The organism is Paracoccus sulfuroxidans (assembly GCF_007830335.1).
Taxonomy (GTDB): domain Bacteria; phylum Pseudomonadota; class Alphaproteobacteria; order Rhodobacterales; family Rhodobacteraceae; genus Paracoccus; species Paracoccus sulfuroxidans.
In genome coordinates this window covers 194,071-213,410 of sequence record NZ_VLKU01000006.1, presented here as the reverse complement: position 1 = coordinate 213,410, position 19,340 = coordinate 194,071, and the positions used below count along the sequence as shown (strand labels likewise).

The 19,340-nt window shown below is 62.6% G+C and carries 17 protein-coding genes; 14 read left to right on the top strand and 3 right to left on the bottom strand.

The window, feature by feature from the left end:
• The first annotated feature begins 42 nt into the window (after positions 1 to 42).
• The 9 genes from IQ24_RS11310 to IQ24_RS11270 all read left to right on the top strand — a co-directional run bounded on the left by IQ24_RS11310 (position 43) and on the right by IQ24_RS11270 (position 8,979).
• Positions 43 to 1,116, top strand: a complete 1,074-nt coding sequence (locus IQ24_RS11310; protein WP_145398061.1) for a maleylacetate reductase — start codon at positions 43 to 45, stop codon at positions 1,114 to 1,116.
• A gap of 33 nt (positions 1,117 to 1,149) precedes the next feature.
• Entirely contained in the window at positions 1,150 to 2,907 is a 1,758-nt protein-coding gene (locus IQ24_RS11305; protein WP_145398060.1) for an FAD-dependent oxidoreductase, read from the top strand.
• 267 nt (positions 2,908 to 3,174) lie between these two features.
• On the top strand, positions 3,175 to 4,440 hold the full coding sequence (locus IQ24_RS11300) for an ABC transporter substrate-binding protein (protein ID WP_145398059.1): 1,266 nt from the start codon (positions 3,175 to 3,177) through the stop codon (positions 4,438 to 4,440).
• Between the two features lie 5 nt (positions 4,441 to 4,445).
• Positions 4,446 to 5,165 carry an ABC transporter ATP-binding protein gene (locus tag IQ24_RS11295; RefSeq protein WP_145398058.1) on the top strand — a complete coding sequence of 240 codons (720 nt, stop codon included), beginning with the start codon at positions 4,446 to 4,448 and terminating at the stop codon, positions 5,163 to 5,165.
• A complete protein-coding gene (locus IQ24_RS11290) occupies positions 5,162 to 5,872 on the top strand; it encodes an ABC transporter ATP-binding protein (protein WP_145398057.1) in 711 nt (236 codons plus the stop codon). Before IQ24_RS11295 ends, IQ24_RS11290 begins: the two co-directional genes overlap by 4 nt.
• On the top strand, positions 5,869 to 6,732 hold the full coding sequence (locus IQ24_RS11285) for a branched-chain amino acid ABC transporter permease (RefSeq protein WP_145398056.1): 864 nt from the start codon (positions 5,869 to 5,871) through the stop codon (positions 6,730 to 6,732). Before IQ24_RS11290 ends, IQ24_RS11285 begins: the two co-directional genes overlap by 4 nt.
• Before the next feature lie 10 nt (positions 6,733 to 6,742).
• Positions 6,743 to 7,804 (top strand): branched-chain amino acid ABC transporter permease, encoded by a 1,062-nt coding sequence (locus IQ24_RS11280; RefSeq protein WP_145398055.1) that lies wholly within the window; start codon positions 6,743 to 6,745, stop codon positions 7,802 to 7,804.
• Positions 7,801 to 8,637 carry a dioxygenase family protein gene (locus tag IQ24_RS11275; RefSeq protein ID WP_145398054.1) on the top strand — a complete coding sequence of 279 codons (837 nt, stop codon included), beginning with the start codon at positions 7,801 to 7,803 and terminating at the stop codon, positions 8,635 to 8,637. Before IQ24_RS11280 ends, IQ24_RS11275 begins: the two co-directional genes overlap by 4 nt.
• A 9-nt stretch (positions 8,638 to 8,646) precedes the next feature.
• Positions 8,647 to 8,979, top strand: a complete 333-nt coding sequence (locus IQ24_RS11270; RefSeq protein ID WP_145398053.1) for a hypothetical protein — start codon at positions 8,647 to 8,649, stop codon at positions 8,977 to 8,979.
• Between the two features lie 48 nt (positions 8,980 to 9,027).
• Here the strand turns inward: IQ24_RS11270 and IQ24_RS11265 are convergent, their stop codons facing one another.
• Positions 9,028 to 10,293, bottom strand: a complete 1,266-nt coding sequence (locus IQ24_RS11265) for an NADH:flavin oxidoreductase/NADH oxidase family protein (protein WP_145398052.1) — start codon at positions 10,291 to 10,293, stop codon at positions 9,028 to 9,030.
• 75 nt (positions 10,294 to 10,368) lie between these two features.
• Between IQ24_RS11265 and IQ24_RS11260 the strand changes: the two genes are divergently transcribed.
• The 3 genes from IQ24_RS11260 (at position 10,369) to IQ24_RS11250 (ending at position 12,704) form a co-directional block, all read left to right on the top strand.
• Positions 10,369 to 10,731, top strand: a complete 363-nt coding sequence (locus IQ24_RS11260) for a MerR family transcriptional regulator (protein ID WP_145398051.1) — start codon at positions 10,369 to 10,371, stop codon at positions 10,729 to 10,731.
• 183 nt (positions 10,732 to 10,914) lie between these two features.
• Positions 10,915 to 11,835: an acetoacetate decarboxylase family protein gene (locus IQ24_RS11255; protein ID WP_145398050.1), complete on the top strand. Its 921-nt coding sequence runs from the start codon at positions 10,915 to 10,917 to the stop codon at positions 11,833 to 11,835.
• Between the two features lie 32 nt (positions 11,836 to 11,867).
• Complete coding sequence (locus IQ24_RS11250; protein ID WP_145398049.1) at positions 11,868 to 12,704, top strand: alpha/beta fold hydrolase; 837 nt, start codon at positions 11,868 to 11,870, stop codon at positions 12,702 to 12,704.
• A 93-nt stretch (positions 12,705 to 12,797) separates the two neighbouring features.
• Here IQ24_RS11250 and IQ24_RS11245 read toward each other — a convergent pair whose 3' ends face one another.
• Both IQ24_RS11245 and IQ24_RS11240 read right to left on the bottom strand, forming a co-directional pair.
• The gene (locus tag IQ24_RS11245) at positions 12,798 to 13,229 is read right to left on the bottom strand and encodes a hypothetical protein (RefSeq protein WP_145398048.1); all 432 of its coding nucleotides are present in this window, start codon (positions 13,227 to 13,229) and stop codon (positions 12,798 to 12,800) included.
• Position 13,230: 1 nt separating this feature from the next.
• Positions 13,231 to 16,485, bottom strand: coding sequence for a DUF4781 domain-containing protein (locus tag IQ24_RS11240; protein ID WP_158637513.1), 3,255 nt, complete (start codon positions 16,483 to 16,485; stop codon positions 13,231 to 13,233).
• A gap of 284 nt (positions 16,486 to 16,769) precedes the next feature.
• Between IQ24_RS11240 and IQ24_RS11235 the strand changes: the two genes are divergently transcribed.
• Together IQ24_RS11235 and IQ24_RS11230 are read left to right on the top strand one after the other, a co-directional pair.
• Positions 16,770 to 17,324, top strand: a complete 555-nt coding sequence (locus tag IQ24_RS11235; protein ID WP_145398046.1) for a LemA family protein — start codon at positions 16,770 to 16,772, stop codon at positions 17,322 to 17,324.
• Position 17,325: 1 nt separating this feature from the next.
• The gene (locus IQ24_RS11230) at positions 17,326 to 19,284 is read left to right on the top strand and encodes a DUF2207 domain-containing protein (protein WP_145398045.1); all 1,959 of its coding nucleotides are present in this window, start codon (positions 17,326 to 17,328) and stop codon (positions 19,282 to 19,284) included.
• Positions 19,285 to 19,340 lie beyond the last annotated feature (56 nt).

The following is a 19,340-nucleotide window of genomic DNA, read 5'->3' as shown; positions in this document are numbered from 1 at the left end:
CGCTATTGTGCGCTAGTCTGGCTCAACGGTAGGAGAAATCAGATGTCCCATTTCCGCGACGAATTCACAGCCAGAACGCCCGCAGTCCGGGTTCGCTTCGGCGCTGGCGTCCGTCGGAAGATCGCCGAGGAGGTCGAGGCGCTTGGTGCGAAACGCGCGCTGATCCTAACGACGCCGCATCAGGCCGATACCGCTGACGAATTCGCCGAATATCTCGGCCCGCTGGCCGTTGGCCGCTTCACGGAAGCCGCGATGCACACGCCGGTCGATCTCTCGGAACGCGCGACGGCCTATGCAAGGGAGGTTGGCGCGGATGTGCTGGTTGCCGTCGGCGGTGGTTCAACCACCGGGCTTGGCAAGGCGATTGCGCTCCGCACCGATCTGCCGCAGATCGTTGTGCCGACGACCTATGCGGGCAGCGAGGCGACGCCGATCCTTGGCCAGACCGAAGGCGGTCGCAAGACCACGCTGACCGACGCGAAGGTCCAGCCCGAGGTCATCCTTTACGACGCCGAACTGGTCGCGAGCCTGCCGACCGAGATGACCGTGACCAGTGCGCTGAACGCAATGGCCCATGCGGCGGAAGGGCTTTATGCCCGCGACCGCAACCCGATTTCCTCGCTGATGGCGGTTGAAGGCCTCAGCGCCTTCAAATCCGCGCTGCCGAAAGTGCTGGAGAACCCTCAGGATCTGAGCGCGCGGGGCGAGACGCTCTATGGTGCTTGGCTCTGCGGTTCGGTGCTGGGGCAAGTGGGCATGGCGCTTCATCACAAGCTTTGCCACACGCTCGGCGGCAGTTTCGATCTGCCCCATGCCGAAACCCACGCGGTGATCCTGCCCCATGCGATTGCCTATAACGCGCAGGCGGTTCCCGAGCTTCTTGCCCCGATCACCGAGATATATGGCGGCGAGAATGCGGGCCTTGCGCTTCATGACTTCGCGACCCGGATGGGCGCGCCTCTGGCGCTGCGCGATCTCGGGATGAAGGAAAGCGACCTCGACCGTGCTGCTGATCTGGCCGTCGAAAACCCCTATTGGAACCCGCGCCCGATTGAACGGGACGCGATCCGCAGTCTTTTGCAAGCGGCATGGGCGGGGGACACTCCCCGCGCCTGATCCATGTCGACCCGAGGTTTTGGAGGAGATCTCATGTCTGATATCAACACCGACGTCCTGATCATTGGCACCGGCCCCGCCGGTTCGGCGACGGCTGCGCTTTTGTCGACCTATGGCGTCGATAACATCGCGATCAACCGCTATCGCTGGCTGGCAAATTCGCCGCGCGCCCATATCACCAACCAGCGCACGATGGAGGTTCTGCGCGACCTTGGCCGCGACGTCGAGGATGAGGTCTATATGTTCGCCGCCGGTCAGGATCTGATGGGCGAGAACATCTTCTGCGAAAGCCTTGCGGGGGAAGAGATTGGCCGGATGAAGGCATGGGGCAACCATCCCCTGTCGAAGGCCGAACATCAGATGTCCTCGCCGACGAAGATGAACGACCTGCCGCAGACCTTTATGGAGCCGCTGCTCTTCAAAACCGCTTGCGAACGCGGCACTCAGGCGCGGATGTCCACCGAATATATCAGCCATGTGCAGGATGCGGATGGCGTGACGACGACCTGCCTTGATCGTCTGTCGGGCAAGGAATTCACCATCCGCTCAAAATACCTGATCGGCGCGGATGGCGGGAAATCTCTGGTCGCCGAACATGCGGGCCTGCCGTTTGAGGGCAAGATGGCTGTCGGCGGATCGATGAACATCCATTTCCGCGCCGATCTGTCCAAATATGTGGCCCATCGCCCCTCGGTCCTTTACTGGGTGATGCAGCCCGGCGCGGATGTCGGTGGGATCGGCATGGGTCTGGTGCGGATGGTGCGCCCGTGGAACGAATGGCTGATCGTTTGGGGCTATGACATCAACGGCCCCGCGCCCGAGGTGACGCCCGAATTCGCGACCGAGGTTGCGCGCCAGCTGATCGGCGATCCGACGATGGAGATCGACCTGATCGCGGCCAATACCTGGACCGTGAACAATTACCACGCGACGCAGGTCTCGGCTGGCCGGGTCTATTGCATGGGCGATGCGATCCACCGCCACCCGCCGTCAAACGGCTTGGGCTCGAATACCTCGATCCAGGATGCGTTCAACCTCGCATGGAAACTGTCGATGGTGCTGAAGGGTCAGGCGGGCGAAGGGCTTCTCGACAGCTACAACGCCGAACGCGCGCCGATTGCCAAGCAGATCGTGACCCGCGCCAACCAGTCGATTGCCGATACCGGCCCGATCTTCTCGGCCCTTGGTATGGACGAAGGCGTCAGCCCCGAACAGATGCAGAAGAACCTTGAAGCCCGCAGCGAAGGGACGGATGCCGCATCGGCCCAACGGGACGCAATCCGCAAGGCGATTGCCTATAAGAAATACGAATTCGACGCCCATGGGGTCGAGATGAACCAGCGCTACCGCTCGGATGCGGTGGCCCCGGATGGTCAGATCGAGCCGGACTTCCAGCTTGACGCGGACTTGCATTATCAGCCGACAACCTGGCCCGGCGCGCGTCTGCCGCATGTCTGGCTCTATCGTTCGGACAATGGGGCGGAGACGTCGACGCTGGACCTGACCGGCCACGGCAAGTTCACCCTGCTGACGGGCCTTGGCGGCGAGGCTTGGGCGGATGCAGCCAAGCAGGTTGGCGATGAATTGGGGATCGAGATCGTCACCCAAGTCATCGGCCCGCGCCAGACCTATGTCGATCACAGTGGCGATTGGGCCCGTATCAGCGAGATCGAGGATAACGGCGCCTTGCTCGTCCGCCCGGATCACCATGTCGCCTGGCGCGCGACCCGCCTGTCCGCCGCGCCCGCAGAAGAGCTTGGCCGCGTGATGCGCCAAATTCTGGATCGCTGACAAGGGTTTAGCGCCCTACGCCAGCAAATGAGTGCGAGCAGCACTGGGGAGGGCTTCGGCTCTCCCCTTTTCCGTTTTCGGCGCGCAGGTAAATATATCAAAAAGCTATATAACCCCGCATTTATCCGATCACTTATGCAGTTTTGTGGTCCTAGGCTTTCTGGAAGCAGAGGGCATGTCACGGCCGGATAAGAACGACCAAATCGCAAACCCCCCGGACCGCTGAACGCCTTCACCAGACAGAACACACGTCAGGGAGGATGTGCGATGTTCACCAGAAGGAATTTCCTGCAGACCAGCGCGGCCGTGGCAGCAGTCGGGCTTGCCGCCCCGGCTTTGGCGCAAGGAACGCGCGTGAAGCTTGGCTATGTCAGCCCGCAGACCGGCCCGCTTTCGGCCTTTTCCGCCGCCGACAAATTCATGGTCGATAAGTTTCTGGCCGCAGCCCCCGGCCTCGGCCTTGATGTCGAGGTGATCGTCAAGGACAGCCAGTCGAACCCGAACCGCGCCGCCGAAGTCGCGAAGGAACTGGTCAGCCGCGATGAGGTGAACCTGCTTCTGGTCGCCTCGACGCCCGAAACTACCAATCCCGTCTGTTCGGTCGGTGAGGCCGAAGAAATCCCGGTGATCTCGACCGTCGCGCCCTGGCAGCCGTGGTTCATCGGCCAGCAGGGCAACCCGCAAGACCCCGCAAGCTGGCAGGGTTTCGACTATGCCTATCACTTCTTCTGGGGGCTTGAGGACGCGATCGCGGTCTTCCTTGGCATGTGGAACAGCGCGGATACCAACAAGGCAGTTGGCGCGCTCTGGCCGAATGATGCGGACGGGAATGCCTGGGCCTCGCCGGTCGGCATGCCGCCTGCGCTGGCCGAGGCTGGCTTCAAGCTGACCGATCCCGGTCGTTATCAGAACCTGACCGATGATTTCAGCGCCCAGATCAACGCCTTCAAACAATCCGGCGCCGATATTCTGGTCGGCATCCCGATCCCGCCCGATTTCACGACCTTCTGGACGCAGGCCAAGCAGCAGGGGCTGAACCCGAAGATCGTGACGATGGCGAAGGCGTTGCTTTTCCCCGAAAGCGTGCAGGCGCTTGGGCCGCTTGGGCACAACCTGACCTCGGAGGTCTGGTGGACGCCGAACCATCCGTTCAAATCCTCACTGACCGGGGAAAGCAGCGCCCAATTGGCGGCGGGGTTTGAGGCTGCGGCGAAGCGCCAATGGACGCAGCCAGTGGGCTTCGTGCACGCGATGTTCGAAGTCGCCGCCGATGCGATCAAACGCGCCGAAGACCCGACAGATGGCGATGCGCTGGCGAAGGCCGTGGCCGCGACCAAATTGGACAGCATCGTCGGCCGTATCGAATTCGGGCGCGACAATGTGCCGGAATTTGCCCGCGCCAATGTGTCGAAAACGCCCTTGGTCGGCGGTCAGTGGCGGCGCAAGGATGATGGCAATTTCGATCTGGTCATCGTCGAAAACGCCCAAGCCCCCGAGATCCCGCGCGGCGGCGATCTTGAGCTTTTGGGATAAGGGCCATGCCGATCCTTTCATTGCGCAATGTGTCCAAAAACTTTGGCGCGCTGAAGGTCACGGATGACGTAACCTTCGATCTCGATGCTGGTCAGGCGCTTGGTATCATCGGGCCGAACGGGGCGGGGAAATCGACCCTGTTTAACCTCATCACCGGGAATATCCGCCCGAATGCGGGTCAGGTGTTTCTGGACGGGGTCGATGTCACCCAGCAATCGCCGATGGATCGCTGCCGCAGCGGCGTCGGTCGGTCGTTCCAGATCCCACAGCCCTTCGGGCATCTGTCGGTCTATGAAAATCTGCTGGTCGCCGCGCGCTTCGGGGCTCAGCTTTCCGCCGCAGAGGCCGAGGCGCGCTGCATGGAGATCCTGCGCCAGACCGGGCTTGCGGCTTCTGCCGGCAAACCCTCGGGCGGGCTGTCGCTTCTCAGCCGCAAACGGTTGGAGCTGGCCCGCGCCATGGCGACCAATCCGCGCGTGATCCTGCTTGACGAAATCGCAGGCGGGCTGACCGAAGGCGAATGTGGCGAGCTGGTCGACACGATCAAGGGCATCCACGCGAGCGGCACGGCGATCATCTGGATCGAACATGTCCTCCACGCCCTGACCCGCGTCGTCGAAAAGCTGCTGGTCCTGAACTTTGGGCGCGTCCTGATGATCGGCACACCGGCCGAGGTCATGGCCTCGGATCAGGTCCGCGAAATCTATCTGGGGGCCGAGGCATGACACTTCTGTCCATCACCGATCTGACCGCCCGCTACGGCGATTTTCAGGCCCTGTTCGGGGTCGATATCCAACTCGAACCCGGCGAGACGATTGCGATTATCGGCGCGAATGGAGCGGGCAAGACGACGCTGATGCGGGCGATCACCGGCATCGTGCCGCCCTCGGGCGGGTCGATCCGGCTGCAAGACCGCGATCTGACCCGCGCGCCCGCGCCCGAAATCCTGAAGGCCGGGATCGCGATGGTGCCAGAAGGACGGCGGCTCTTCCCCTCGCTCACGGTCGAGGAAAACCTGCTGATCGGCGGGCAAAAGCGTCAGGGCAACGGCTTCTGGACGCTGGCCCGCATCCACGAACTGTTCCCGATCCTCGCCGAGCGTCGCCATTCGCCTGCAACCGCCTTGTCGGGCGGGCAGCAGCAGATGGTCGCGATCGGGCGGGCGCTGATGTCGAACCCCGAGGTGCTTCTGTGTGATGAACTCAGCCTCGGCCTCGCCCCCGTCGTCATCAAGGAAATCTACGCCTCCTTCCCGATGATCCGCCAAAGCGGCACTGCGATCATCGTGGTCGAACAGGATATCGGGCAGGCGATGAAGGTCGCCGACCGGCTTTATTGCATGATGGAAGGCCGCATCACCCTGTCCGGACGCCCCGGCGATCTCAGCCGCGAGGCGATCCATGACGCCTATTTCGGAGTATCCCACGCATGAACTGGCTGGACACATTGGTGCAGGGCCTGCTGCTTGGCGGTCTTTATGCGCTGTTTGCGGCGGGGCTGAGCCTCGTCTTCGGGGTCATGCGGCTGGTCAATCTGGCCCATGGCGATCTGATCGTGCTGGCGGCCTATCTGATCCTGATGATCACGACGGCGCTTGGCATTAACCCTTTCCTCGCGGCGCTTTTCGCGCTGCCGGTGATGTTCGCGCTTGGCTGGGTTTTGCAGACCTATCTGCTGAACCGGGTCTTGGGCGAGGATATTCTGCCGCCGCTTCTGGTCACCTTCGGCCTCTCGGTCGTGATCCAGAACGTGCTGCTGCAGGGCTTCACCGCTGACAGCCGCAAGCTGGCGGCAGGGGCGATTGAATCGCAATCGCTGCCGCTTGGGCCAGTGACGGTCGGGGTTATGCCGCTGATGACACTGGTGACGGCGGTGCTGGTCATTGTCGTCCTCAATCAGGTCTTTTACCGCACCGCCCTTGGCCGCGCCTTCCGGGCAACCTCGGACGATATGGTGACGGTGCAACTGATGGGCATCCAGCCGCAGCGCGTCTTTGCGATTGCGACCGGGATTGCGCTGGTCGTCGCGACCATCGCCGCGCTGTTTCTGGGCACACGCTCGAACTTCGATCCCTCGATCGGCCCGGCGCGTCTTCTCTACGCCTTCGAGGCGGTGATCATCGGCGGCCTTGGCAGCCTCTGGGGCACGCTCGCCGGAGGGTTGATCATCGGCGTCGCGCAAGCTTTGGGCGCGGCGATCAATCCCGAATGGCAGATCCTTGCGGGGCATATCGCCTTCGTGGCGGTTCTTCTGGTCCGGCCGCGGGGTCTTTTCCCCCGAGCCAATGATTGAGGGTGCGCGTATGACACAAATCTCCAACCTCACCCAATCGCGCAGCTTTTCCTTCGCGCTGATCGCCCTCCTTGCCGTGGTCATGGCCCTACTTCCGTTCTTCGCGCCGCGCGCCGTCGTGCAGGACCTGTTCATGATCCTTGCCCTGACGGTGCTGGCGCTGAATTGGAACATGCTGGCGGGGTTTGCGGGCCTCGTCTCGGTTGGGCAGCAGGCTTTCGTCGGCATCGGCGCCTATACGGCCTTTGCGGGCGTCATCCTTTACGGGCTTGATCCGCTGACCGGGGTGCTGATCGCGGGCATCGTCGCGATGGTGCTGTCGATCCCGGTCGCCTTCTTTACCTTCCGCCTGAACGGCGCTTACTTCGCCATCGCGACATGGGTCGTGGCCGACATCCTGCGGCTCGCGTTCAGCCAATGGAAAGCGGTTGGCGGGGGCACCGGCACCTCGCTGCCCAAAGGCACGACCAAGGATATGCTCGGCGTCCAAGCCATCAAGGATGCGCTGGACGTGAGCAGCGCGGCGGCGGCCGATACGATGCTTTACTGGCTGGTCTTGGCGCTTGCGCTGGTGACGCTGGTCGCCTCCTATATGTTCCTGCGCTCGCGCATGGGGCTCGGGTTGCAGGCGATCCGCGACAATGTGAATGCCGCGCGTTCGGTCGGGGTCGATCCCTTGCGGCTGAAGGCGCTGGTCTTTCTGCTCACTGCCTTCGGCACCGGCATCTGCGGCGCGCTGATCTTTCTGCAACTGGGCCGGATCACCCCGAACTCGGCCTTTGCGGTGACCGATTGGACCGCCTTCGTCATCTTCATCGTCGTGATCGGCGGCATCGGCACCTTGCCCGGTCCGATCATCGGGGCGGTGGTCTTCTACATTCTGAAACGCCTGCTGTCGGATTATGGCAGCGTCTATCTGATCGTCCTTGGCCTCATTGGCATCGCGATCATGCTGTTTGCACGGCGCGGCCTTTGGGGGATGCTGAAAGAGCGGACGGGCTTTGACCTTCTGCCCTTGTCCCATCGCCCACCGGCTGCAGTCCAAACCACCAAAGAAGGAGCCCTCACATGAGCTATTTCACCGAAGCCGCCTCGGTCGAGGCTGTCAACGACCGCATGGGCGAGAATATCGATCCGCGTCTGGCCGAGGTTATGGGGAAGCTGGTCCAGTATCTGCACACCTATATCAAGGACGTGAAACTGCGCCCCGAAGAATGGGACGCCGCCATCGACTTCCTGACACGCGCCGGGCGGATGTGTTCGGGCGAGCGGCAGGAGTTCATTCTGCTGTCGGACACGCTCGGCGTGTCGATGCTGGTCGACGCGATCAACAACCAGCGTCCCGAAGGCGCGACGGAAAACACCGTCTTCGGCCCGTTCCATGTCGCAGGCGCGCCGATCCGGCAGATGGGCGACAAGATCACCTTGGACGGCAAGGGCGAGACTTGTCTGTTCGAAGGCCGCGTGCTCGATCTCGACGGCAACCCGATTGAAGGCGCGACGATTGATGTCTGGTCGGACAATGCGGACGGTTATTATGACGTTCAGCAGCCGGACATTCAGCCGAAATGGAACAATCGCGGCCGCTTCATCACCGGCCCGGATGGGGCTTACAGCTTTGTCGGCATCAAACCCGTCGCCTATCCGATCCCGGATGACGGCCCGGTCGGGCAAATGCTCGGCCATCTCGGCCGCCACCCGTTCCGCCCGGCGCATGTCCATTACCTCGTGACCGCGCCCGGCTATCAGCGGCTGGTCACGCATACCTTCGTAGGTGATGACCAATACATCACCTCAGACACCGTGTTCGGGGTCAAACGCTCGCTCGTCGCGCCTTATGAGAAGGTCGAGGGCGGGGACACCGAATGGCATTCCCACTTCGATTTCGTCCTCGTTCAGTCGTGAGGCTGTGTCATGCCCAATCTCAAGGTCTACTTCGATGAGACCCTGCTGCCCCCCGATGAGGCCGCGATCCCGCGCCTGCTGACGGATCTGCGTGGGCTTTTGTGCCATGATCTGGCGGTCAAGATCGACGCCTGTCAGCTAGCGGCGATTGCGGTGAAAGGTCTGCCCGACCAACCGGCGGTGAATGTCGAACTAGCCTATATGCCCGGGCCAGCCCGCTCGCCCGATCTTCTGCGCGCGGTGGCGGAGCAGATCCGGGACCGCACGGCGGAGACCTTTGCAGGTGGCGTTGCCGTGCGGATGTGGGCGCTGAACAGCGACAGCTATCTGGCGCTGAAGTGAGTGCGCGGCACAGGTCAGACCGATGCTATGCCGGGAAACACTTGCCTTTCACGCAACCACGCGCCGCTGCAACCAGTCGCGATAGCGGCGGCTGCGGCGGGACATGCGCAGGCGATCTCGGATCAGCACAAGCGAGGCCCATGCGTTGGCCTTGGGCGCCTTGCCTTTGCCAAGTCGCCGCAATTGCAGCTTGGTCAGCGCCATATTGGCAAGGCCCGAGACGGCGCGGTTCTTCCAGCGCACCTGCGGCACCTCGACCGCCGCCTCGGCCTGCTCCCAACGGTTCGGCAGGTCCGGCGCATAGGCCAAGGCCTGCCCGATGCCGACCATGGCGACGCCGGGACGACCATCCTCGGGGGCAAACGCCGCCTCCGCCGTGGCGCGGCGGCGGATCCCGCCGGTCACCATGATCGGCATCTCGGCAACCGCCACCACATCACGAGCGAAGTCGACGAAATAGGCTTCGCGCGTACGGGTGCTTTCGCGCTCCGGCCGCCCGTGCATGGCCGGGCTTTCGTAGCTGCCGCCCGAGAGCTCAACCAGATCGACGGCCAGCGGGTTTAGCAGCCGCACGACCTGAACCGCATCCGCCGCCTCAAACCCGCCCTTCTGAAAATCCGAGGAGTTCAGCTTCACGCCGACGCCAAACCCCGGCGCGACGCGGGCACGCACGGTCCGGACGATCTCGACCAGCAACCGCGCCCGGTTCTCCAGCGAGCCGCCCCATTGATCCTCGCGTTGATTGGTCAGCGGCGACAGGAACTGGCTGAGCAGATAGCCGTGGGCCGCGTGGATCTGGACGCCGTCGAAGCCTGCCTGCTCGGCCAAGGCAGCGGTTTCGGCGAAGCGGCGGATGACCTCGGCGATGTCGTCCTCGTTCATCGCGCGGGGCTTGGCTAAGAGATGCGCATAGCCCTCAATCGCGACCGGGACGGCGGAGGGCGCGATGGCCTGCGGATTGGTCGCGGCATAGACCTGCCGCCCAGGATGGTTGATCTGCATCCAAAGCCGCGCGCCATTCGCGCGCCCCGCCCGCGCCCATTCGCGGAAGGGTTCCAGCGGCTGGCTTTTGTCGAGGATAACGCCGGCTGGTCCCGTCACCGCATCGGGCGCGACCATGACATTGCCGGTCAGCAGCAGACCCGCCCCGCCTTCGGCCCATGCGCGATAAAGCTGGCGCAGTGCCGCGTCCGGAAGATGGACGGTATCGGCCATATTCTCCTCCATCGCGGCCTTGGCGATGCGGTTCTTGATGATCTGGCCGCCCGGCAGATGCAGCGGCGCAAAGAGGTCGGATTGGGTGGTGATGGACATGCGACAGGATCCTTTTGCATCGTGACGCAGGGCGATATAGGCTTTAAACCTAGGTTTAAGGTCAAGAGGCGGGCGATGAAAATCGGAGAGATTGCCAAGGCAGCCGGTGTCACCACCTCACGCATCCGCTTTTATGAAAAGCGCGGCATCATCGCGCCCGCCGCGCGCGACGCGAACGGCTATCGCGATTACCCGGTCGAGCTTGTCAGCCTGCTGAAATTCATCGAACAGGCACAGGGCCTTGGCTTCACGCTGAAGGAAATCTCTAGCGTCGAGGTTCGGGCGGACGACCATCCCATTTCCTGCGCCGAAGCCATCGACCTGCTGACCGTGAAGCTGCGCTCGGTCGAGGCGCTGATCGTTGAAGCAAAGGACCGCAAGCGCCGGATCGAGGCGCTGATCGGCGAATTGGCCGGGCGCGAGCAGTCCGCCGCCTGAGCGCAATCCGCGCGGAACCCGCGCCCGCTGCGGGCATTATCTTCCCGACACCTGAAGACGAGATTGCTGCCGCCGAAGAAATTCTCCTCGGCCCTTGACCTTAAACCTAGGTTCAAACCCTAGATTGGTCCCGCAATCGAGAATCCACCCGCCATTTTACCGACGGGTCATCAGGAGCGGACGATGTTGAACGCATTTGGAAGCAAGGACTTTGTCGAAGTCGAATTTGCGGGGCAGCAGGTCAAAGTGCCCGCTGGCGGCTATTATGATCGCTTTCGTTCGAACCCCGATCTGGAGGTGGTGGCGCGCGACCCGGCGGCAGGGAATATCGACTTCTTTCGCAGACTGCCCAAGCATCAGGCGCAGACCGCCATCGGGCCGGTCTGGACGCCGAATTTCTATTACCGCGCCAGCACCGTGCAGACGCTGTTTCTGGCCTCTGCCGCGAAACTTTCCGCATTATTGCCCGAACCCTTGCAGCCGCTGAAACCGTTTCCGGGCTTTGGCTTGGTCGCGCTGACCTGGTTTTCCTACCACGTCTGCGACAACGATCCCTATAACGAGGTGTCGATCGCCGTCGTGATCCGCCAGCCCGGTTCGCGCAGCCCCGGCGTGGTGCACATGATCGACGCGCTGCGCCGCCGCACCTTCCACGCGCATGTGCTGGCCCTGCCGGTCGATACGGAAATCGCCCGCCTGCGCGGCGCCTTTGGCTATCAACTGCCGAAATGGCTGGCGCCGATTGAGCTGAACATCGACCGCGAGGTCACGGCCAGCATCCTCAACATGGGTGGCCGCACCGATCTGGCTTTGCGCGCGCCGATGCCGCGCCTGAAGCAAGTGCCGTCACAATCGAGCATCACGACCAATATCTCTGTCGGGCTGCTCAATGGGGAATGGGCGCAGACGGTCGTCCAGTCAAACAACCTCTCCTTCGCGCAGCGCCTGTTGCCGCGCGACGTGGTGGTGGAACGCGGCGAAGGACCGATGAGCGAGCTTTTGGACGGCCTTGGCGCAGGTCGGATCCTTCGCTTCGACGTGGTCAAGGACACGCAAATGGCGCTGCACATGCCGCGTCCGCTGCATGCCTTTGATCGAAACTGACCAAACCTGAAGCCAAAAAGGAGATACAGATCATGCCATTTGTCACCACCAAGGACGGCGTCGAAATCTATTACAAGGATTGGGGCCCGAAGGACGCGCAGCCGATCATGTTCCATCACGGCTGGCCGCTCAGCGCCGATGATTGGGACGCGCAGATGCTGTATTTTCTGGGCAAGGGTTATCGTGTCATCGCCAGTGACCGCCGCGGTCATGGCCGATCCGAGCAAGTGAGCGAGGGTCACGACATGGACCATTACGCCGCCGATGCATCCGCTGTGGCCGAGCATCTGGACCTGAAAAACGCGATCCATGCCGGCCATTCGACAGGCGGCGGGCAGGTCGCGCGCTATGTCGCGCAATACGGCCAGCCGCAGGGGCGAGTTGCGAAAGCGGTGCTGATCAGCTCGGTCCCGCCGCTGATGATCAAGACCGACGACAACCCCGGTGGCACCCCGATTGAGGTCTTCGACGGTTTCCGCAAGGCACTCGCCGCGAACCGGGCCGAGTTCTATATCGACGTCCCGAGCGGCCCCTTCTACGGCTATAACCGGCCCGGCGCGAAGGTGTCAGAGGGCAATATCCGCAACTGGTGGCGTCAGGGGATGATGGGCAGCGCCAAGGCCCATTACGAAGGCATCAAGGCGTTTTCCGAAACCGACCAGTCCGAGGATCTGAAAGCGATCGAGGTGCCGGTGCTGATCCTGCAGGGCGACGACGATCAGGTCGTGCCCTACAAGAATGCAGCACTTTTGCAGGACAAACTGCTGAAGAACAGCACGATGAAGATCTATCCTGGCTTTTCACACGGGATGCATACGGCGAATGCTGATGTCATCAACCCGGATCTGCTGGCTTTCTTCAAAGCGTAAGCAATCAGGCGCACCGGGTCTCGGTGCGCCTTTCCCGACAAGCGGTTCAGCCCTGCGATTGTGCCGCCATCAGCCCGTGAAGACTGCCACCAATCAAGGCTCCGGCCAGTTGATATCACTCCACGCGACCCATTCGACGGCGCCGCTGAGGATGTTTGGGTTCTTGGCGAAATCCTCAAGCACCTGGAAAAACTTCTCGCCACTGACGAAAGAGCCTTCGGGCACGACGGCCTGATCGGGCAGATACAGGAACTGCCCCATCAGATGCGGGCCTCTTCTGCTGACGAAGTTGTTCACCTGCCTGCCCTTCTCATCCACGAAGCGCCAGACCAGCGAGAACCCTCGCCCGGCCATGTATTCGTAGGTCAGCGTGTTTGAGGCGCGGCTGGATGGTGCCACCATGAAGACATCGGCGTTTCCCACCTTGTCGGGATGGGCGGCCGGATTTGTGAGAAATGGCCGAAGTTCGGCCACGTCATACTCATACCCCGAAATATAGGGGATTCCTGTTGAAATTCTCGCCATATCACGACCCCTCCGTGATTTTACCATTAGCCTGCAGCGTCCAGACAGAGCCGTCAGAGACCTCGATCCGCAGATTATCAATGCCCATCTCATTCGCAAGCTGGCCAAGATCGTTGCGGCATGAGCCGCAGGGCGGATTGTCGGTGTGCAACGTGACCGAGGATGGCATCTCGCCCCCGTTCGCCGCATAGGCCTGCATCAGCGCATCGGCCTCGCCATGGAAGATCATCTGCGAGTCCGTGCCAGGTCGCGACAGCCCAAGTTGATCGCGCCACTGGCGGTGCAGCGCCAGCCCCTCACCGCCATTATAGTTGAACGAGTTCATGCCGACATAGGTCTGGCCGTTGACCTCGACAGCGGCCAGCGTCCCCTGCCCGCCTGCCGCATCGGTCACCGGCGGCTGCGCGGTCTGGCGATATTGCGTCAGCACCTGCTGGGCATTGGCGCTGGTCAGTGAGTCATAGCCGTTCTGCTGCATCCAGCTGTTGATCGCGTCCTGCCGTGCGACCACATCCGTCGGCATCAGATCGCCACGCTCGGGCGTCGGGCGCTCGACGAAACGCTCGCCCGGGGGCCGCGTCGGGTCATAGCTCAGCGACGGACCCGCGTCGGTCGTGTTGCGGTCAAGGCGCGGCTCACCATTGGGCTGCGCGACCCAGTGATAGCCATCCGGCGGGTTGTCCCAGCCCAGTTTCTGGGCCTGTTCGCTGCCGCGCGAGGGGCTGGAGACCCAGCCCTGACCCTCGGCATCCGTCTGCGGCAGGCGGGCCTGCTGCTGCTCGATCGCGGTGTTCAGCTCCAGCAGGCGGGCATTGGCTGCGGCCTGCTCATAGGGCGTCAGACCGCCCTGCGACAGCTGCTGGTTGATCTGCTGAAGCTCGGTGTCGATCTTCTTCAGCTCGAACTGCGCCTCCCAGGCAGCAGTGCCGGGTTTCGGCGTCTCGCCGCTTTGCGTGACCAGTTGCGAGATCCGGCCCTGCAACCCTGCCGAGGATTCCATCCCGCGCGCGATGTCCGAGTGCAGCTGCACGGTCGCCGGATCGAGGCTGTCGCGGCTGCCGTTATATTGCAGGCGGATGTTGCCCACGCGCCCGGTCGAGGGGTCGGTGTCATAGGCAACCCTGACCTCACCCGTGGCAAGCTGCGGGTTCACATGCATGTCAAACGGGGTGCCGTTTTCGAAAAGGTTCGCGGTGCGCTGGAAGCTCATGCCGTCGGCATTCGTGCCGCCGGGGCTGCGCAGCGACATGGCCGTCATGCCGCCATAGAAGGCAAGATTCAAAAGACCCGAGGCACGCTCGCCCGGCTTCATCTTGTCCCAGTTGTCCGCCAGCACGACCGCCTGGTTCGTGACAGCTGCACCATCGGCTGCAGTCGCGGTGATGTTCATCGCCGCAGCCGCCCGCGCACCGGTCGCCGTCAGGCGCGCGCCGCCCCGGGCCAGCAGGCCAACACCACCGGCACCTGCAGAGAGGCCGCTGGCAATGCCCTCGATCCACTTGGTCCGCACATTCGGATCGCTGAGATCGGTGATATCGACCCCATGCTGGGCGTCATCGTAAAGCGAGGCCGACGCGCGGCCCGCCCCCCATGCGCCCGCGCCGATACCTCCGGCCAGCAGGACCGCGCCACCCGTGCCCCCCGTGCCGACCACGAACAGCCCAAGCGCGGCAACGCCCGCGATGGTGGCGATGGTATCACCGACCGCCAAGGCGTGCTCTTGCCAGGTGTCATTGACCTCGGGCGTGTTCTTGCTGACCAGATTGTCCGCATTGGCCATATCCATGCCCTCGGGATAGGTCATGCGCCCGCTGGGCAAGTCGTTGTTTTCCTCCCAATCCTCGACGCTGCTGTAGCTGCGGCCCTGCGTGTCCACGAATTTGGGGCCGTCTTCGGTTTCGACGCGATAGACAGGCACGCTGGTCGCGCCTTCGCTGTTATTGGTCACCGTGACGGGAATGATGGTGACATCCGCCTTGGCCGTCGCAGGATCTGCACCTTCAAGGCCCGCAACCTTCAGAATCTGGGCCTGAACGCGGTCGATATTCTCATTCTCGCCGTAGTACTGATGGTCCATGCCTTCGGCATAGATCGCGTCCATCTCGGCTTCTGTCGCATCTTCACCCGGCGCGCGATCGGGCTGAATGCCCATCGACTGGCCGATGGTGTTGCGTAAACTCTCGCCGTTCAGCTGCTGCGGTTCGGTGCCCCGCCCGGCATAGGCCTGCATCGAGCTTTCCGCCAGCCACTCGCCGATGACGTCGCTTTCCCAGCCGTCCTTCAGGTCATCGGCAGACCAGGACGAGTTTGCCTCGATTTCATTTAGAGCTGCCAGCCGCAATTCAGGCGGCACGCCTTCAGCTGATGTCCGGTCCTCCGAAATGAAGGCTTCGAACTTGTCTTCCAGTACCTCGCGCGCGAGTTCGTCAGCTTCGGTATCACCCGGCCGATGCGTCGCAGCCAATGCTTCCGGGAACTTCCGCCCGGACGCGATTTCAAAGTCTCCGTAAGAACCCAGGTACATTGCATCAACCATCTGACGCAATGTCGTGGGATCGCCTTTCCCGTCGATCGCAGCCTGGAGCAACTCATCTCCGGCAGCACCCAGAGGAAGGGTGGCATTGATCATCAGCCCCAGACGTGCCCCTTGGCCTTGGAACGCGTTGACCAAAGCTTCCGGGTCATTATAGGTCGCTTCCGTGATGACGTGCTGGATGAAAAAGCTGTCATCCCCAGTCATTGTCTCTGTGGCAGCTTCGCCATCTGCAGCCCGTTCGGCCTGATCTGCCGCAACAAGTTGCAACATTCCTTCGCGCAGGATCTGGGGGTCGTCACCATCCAGTTTCCTTACGGCGTTACTGTATTGATCCACATCTTCGTCGGCCCTCCAGTCTTCGACCATGCCGCGGGTTAGCAGGCGCTTTTCGTCGTCGGTCAGATCGCCAAGGGAAGAATCGCCCTTCATCGCATCGGCATAGCGGTCGGCCGAGTTTTCGCCCCCTCCGAAAATCCACCATCCGTCGGATTTGCCGTCCTTATTTTCATCGACGAATTGTTCGATCTGTTCGGTGCGCTCTTCCGAGACGTCGAGTTCTGGCGGTTCGGGCAGCTCCGCAGGTGGCTCGGGCTGGGGCGCCGGCGCTTCCGGGCTATTGCTGGCCTCTGGCGTGCTTTCGGGTTGCGGCTCGGGAACGACAACCTCGGGTTCCGGCTCGGGCGGACGTTCAGTCTTGGACCTTTGAACGGGAGACAGCATGACAGGGCACCATGAACAAAAACAAACTACCGGCCGGATTTTACCCATTTGTCTGCGTAGTTTAAGGCCTGACCGTCCAGCTGCGGATCCGTGCGCGCATTCTTGCCTTTCCGTGCGATTGGCTGCGCTTGGGTTTGCTTACAAGATCGCCTGAACAGGGGCAGATCATGGCGATACGGGCGAAAACAGCCGACCGCACTGCCATCTGGGGTGGCGGTCTTTTCCTGTCGCGTAGCTGCCTTTAGGGTGTGGCCAAACTTGCAGTAACGGACAGGCGGTACGCTATGGCTTGGTTATTGGGTGTCGCCGGCATTCTGCTGGCCATCGCTCTTTACGGGGTGATGATCTTCAACGCGCTGGTGTCCCTGCGCCAGAAAGTCGCCGAAGCCTGGAGCGGCATCGACGTCCAGTTGAAGCGTCGCAGCAACCTAATCCCGAACCTGGTCGAGACCGTCAAGGGTTATGCGGGCCATGAACGGGATCTGCTGGATCAGGTGACGCGGACCCGCGCGCAGGCCGAAAGCTCGGGCAATGTCGCCGAACGCGCCAAGGCCGAGGGGCAGCTGGGTGCGGCCCTGGCCCGGATTTTCGCCGTGGCCGAAGCCTATCCCGACCTGAAAGCCAGCAAGAATTTTCAGGACCTGCACAGCTCTCTGGAAGAGATAGAGCGCGATATCCAGCATGCCAGACGCTATTACAACGGTGCCGTGCGCATGCTGAACGTCAAGGTGCAAAGCTTTCCATCCAATCTTGTCGCCAGCCGTTTTGGCTTTCAGGACGCGAAGTTCTTCGAACTGGACGACCCGGCCGCGCGTGAGCTGCCGAAGGTCGCGTTCTGACATGATGAAATATCCCGCACTCGTCCTGTCCCTGCTGATGACGGTCTTGTTGCTGGGCCTGCACCCGGCACAGGCGGATGAGCGTATCCTGTCCTTCGACAGCACTCTGCAGGTCGAGGCAGATGGCACGTTTCTGGTCACCGAGGTCATTCGCGTGCGGGCCGAGGGCGATCAGATCCGTCGCGGCCTTTTTCGCGACTTTCCCATGCTGGCCCGTGATGATCGGGGCACCTATCGCGTCGGGTTCGAGCTGGTCTCGCTGACCCGCGACGGCCAGCCCGAGCCAAGCCGCATCGAGGAGGTCGCAAAAGCCCTGCGCATCTATATGGGCAATCCCGAAACCAACCTGTCCCCGGGCGAGCATGTCTATCGGCTGACCTATCGCTCGGACCGGCAGCTGCGGTTTTTCGACGATCATGACGAGGTTTACTGGAACGCCACGGGCACCGAATGGCTGTTCCCCATCGATAAGGTCACCGTCACGGTCCACCTGCCGAAAGGCGCACAGATGGGGCAGTTGGCCGCCTTCACCGGTGCCTTTGGTGCCACCGAAAGCGATGCGCGATTTGAGCAAACCGACGCCCAGACCGCTGTATTCCAAACCACCCGCCCGCTGGCCCCGCGCGAGGGGATCACCGTGGCCGTCAGCTTTGCCAAGGGCGTGGTTCCTGAACCGACCCCGCAGCAGCGCAGCGACTGGGCCGCGCGCGACAATGTGGCGGACCAATGGGCGCTTTACGGGTTGGCGGCCGTTCTGGCCTATTATCTGGCGGCATGGTGGCTTTGGGGCCGCGACGCAAAGGCCGGGGTGATGGTGCCAAGGTGGGAACCGCCTACGGGCATGTCTGCCGCACTGGCAGGCACAATCTGGAAGAACGCATCGCTGCCCGCAGAGGAAGCGCTGTCGCTGTCCATCGTCGAACTGGCCTCGCGCGGGGTGATCGGGGTTGAGATGCCGCAGCGGGGAAGCCCCCGCATCGTGCTGCGCGATCGACCTGTGCCCGCCGATCTGCCGCCCGAACAGCGCCTGATTGTCGAGACGCTGCAGCGGGCAGATGGCCCCCTGGAGATCAAGCGCAGCAATGGCCAGACCGTGCGGACGCTCAGCCGTGAGGCGGCGTCCAACCTGAAAGATCAGCGCCTGAAAGGCGGGTTTTACCGACGCTATTGGCTTCAACTGCTGATCGGGCTGCTCTTGTCCATCGCCCTGCTGCTGAGCCTGCCGCTGAAGTTACTGGAACCGCTGAACGTTCTGATGATCGTGTTTGTGTTGGCCGTAAGCCTGCTGATGCTGCTGCTGCGGGGCGCTCTGTTCGCCCGCGGCAAAGGCAAATCAGTCGGTACATGGTTTACGCTGGTGACGGCGATCATCCTGACCGGGGCGGGCACCGCCCTGCTGCTTTTCGGCTATGATCTGAATGGTGGCAGCCCGGTGATGCCAGCCGCGCTTGCCGGCATCGTGCTGGTCAACGTCATCTTCGCCCCGATTCTAGGCGGCCCGACCACTGAGGGGCGCGCCGCTCTGGATGAGATCGCGGGGCTGCGCGAATATATTCAGGTGGCCGAAAAGGACCGGCTGGCCATGCCGGACATGCCCGAGATGTCGGTCGCGCATTTCGAACGCATTCTGCCCTTCGCCATGGCACTGGGGCTGGAAGAGGCCTGGACCCTCCGCTTCCGCGACTGGATCGCAAGCACCGGCGAGGATGCGCAGGCCGTCCTTTCCCAAGGTGCGCATCTGCTGACGGATGAAGGCATGATCCGGCTTTACACGCGCAGCAGGACCTCGGCACAGGGCAGCAACGGCGTCATGGATCGGCTTGCCTCCAGCCTGACTGCGGCACTGCCCGTCGCCAGCGCCTCATCCTCGGCCTTCGGGGGCAGCTCCTCGGACAGTTCCAGCAGCTCAGGCGGATCGTCGGGCGGCGGGGGGGGTGGCGGCGGCGGCGGTGGATGGTAGCGAAAACGCTACGGCACCTGTTTTCATGCGCCATTTGTCTTGATAGTGTACCGCTG

Bases quoted from the DNA above. Each gene is read 5' to 3' on its own strand.
- IQ24_RS11240 (WP_158637513.1), bottom strand. From the start codon at position 16,485: ATGCTGTCTCCCGTTCAAAGGTCCAAGACTGAACGTCCGCCCGAGCCG.
- IQ24_RS11245 (WP_145398048.1), bottom strand. From the start codon at position 13,229: ATGGCGAGAATTTCAACAGGAATCCCCTATATTTCGGGGTATGAGTAT.
- IQ24_RS11275 (WP_145398054.1), top strand. From the start codon at position 7,801: ATGAGCTATTTCACCGAAGCCGCCTCGGTCGAGGCTGTCAACGACCGC.
- IQ24_RS11250 (WP_145398049.1), top strand. From the start codon at position 11,868: ATGCCATTTGTCACCACCAAGGACGGCGTCGAAATCTATTACAAGGAT.
- IQ24_RS11280 (WP_145398055.1), top strand. From the start codon at position 6,743: ATGACACAAATCTCCAACCTCACCCAATCGCGCAGCTTTTCCTTCGCG.
- IQ24_RS11260 (WP_145398051.1), top strand. From the start codon at position 10,369: ATGAAAATCGGAGAGATTGCCAAGGCAGCCGGTGTCACCACCTCACGC.
- IQ24_RS11290 (WP_145398057.1), top strand. From the start codon at position 5,162: ATGACACTTCTGTCCATCACCGATCTGACCGCCCGCTACGGCGATTTT.
- IQ24_RS11235 (WP_145398046.1), top strand. From the start codon at position 16,770: ATGGCTTGGTTATTGGGTGTCGCCGGCATTCTGCTGGCCATCGCTCTT.
- IQ24_RS11230 (WP_145398045.1), top strand. From the start codon at position 17,326: ATGATGAAATATCCCGCACTCGTCCTGTCCCTGCTGATGACGGTCTTG.
- IQ24_RS11270 (WP_145398053.1), top strand. From the start codon at position 8,647: ATGCCCAATCTCAAGGTCTACTTCGATGAGACCCTGCTGCCCCCCGAT.
- IQ24_RS11265 (WP_145398052.1), bottom strand. From the start codon at position 10,293: ATGTCCATCACCACCCAATCCGACCTCTTTGCGCCGCTGCATCTGCCG.
- IQ24_RS11285 (WP_145398056.1), top strand. From the start codon at position 5,869: ATGAACTGGCTGGACACATTGGTGCAGGGCCTGCTGCTTGGCGGTCTT.
- IQ24_RS11255 (WP_145398050.1), top strand. From the start codon at position 10,915: ATGTTGAACGCATTTGGAAGCAAGGACTTTGTCGAAGTCGAATTTGCG.
- IQ24_RS11305 (WP_145398060.1), top strand. From the start codon at position 1,150: ATGTCTGATATCAACACCGACGTCCTGATCATTGGCACCGGCCCCGCC.
- IQ24_RS11295 (WP_145398058.1), top strand. From the start codon at position 4,446: ATGCCGATCCTTTCATTGCGCAATGTGTCCAAAAACTTTGGCGCGCTG.
- IQ24_RS11300 (WP_145398059.1), top strand. From the start codon at position 3,175: ATGTTCACCAGAAGGAATTTCCTGCAGACCAGCGCGGCCGTGGCAGCA.
- IQ24_RS11310 (WP_145398061.1), top strand. From the start codon at position 43: ATGTCCCATTTCCGCGACGAATTCACAGCCAGAACGCCCGCAGTCCGG.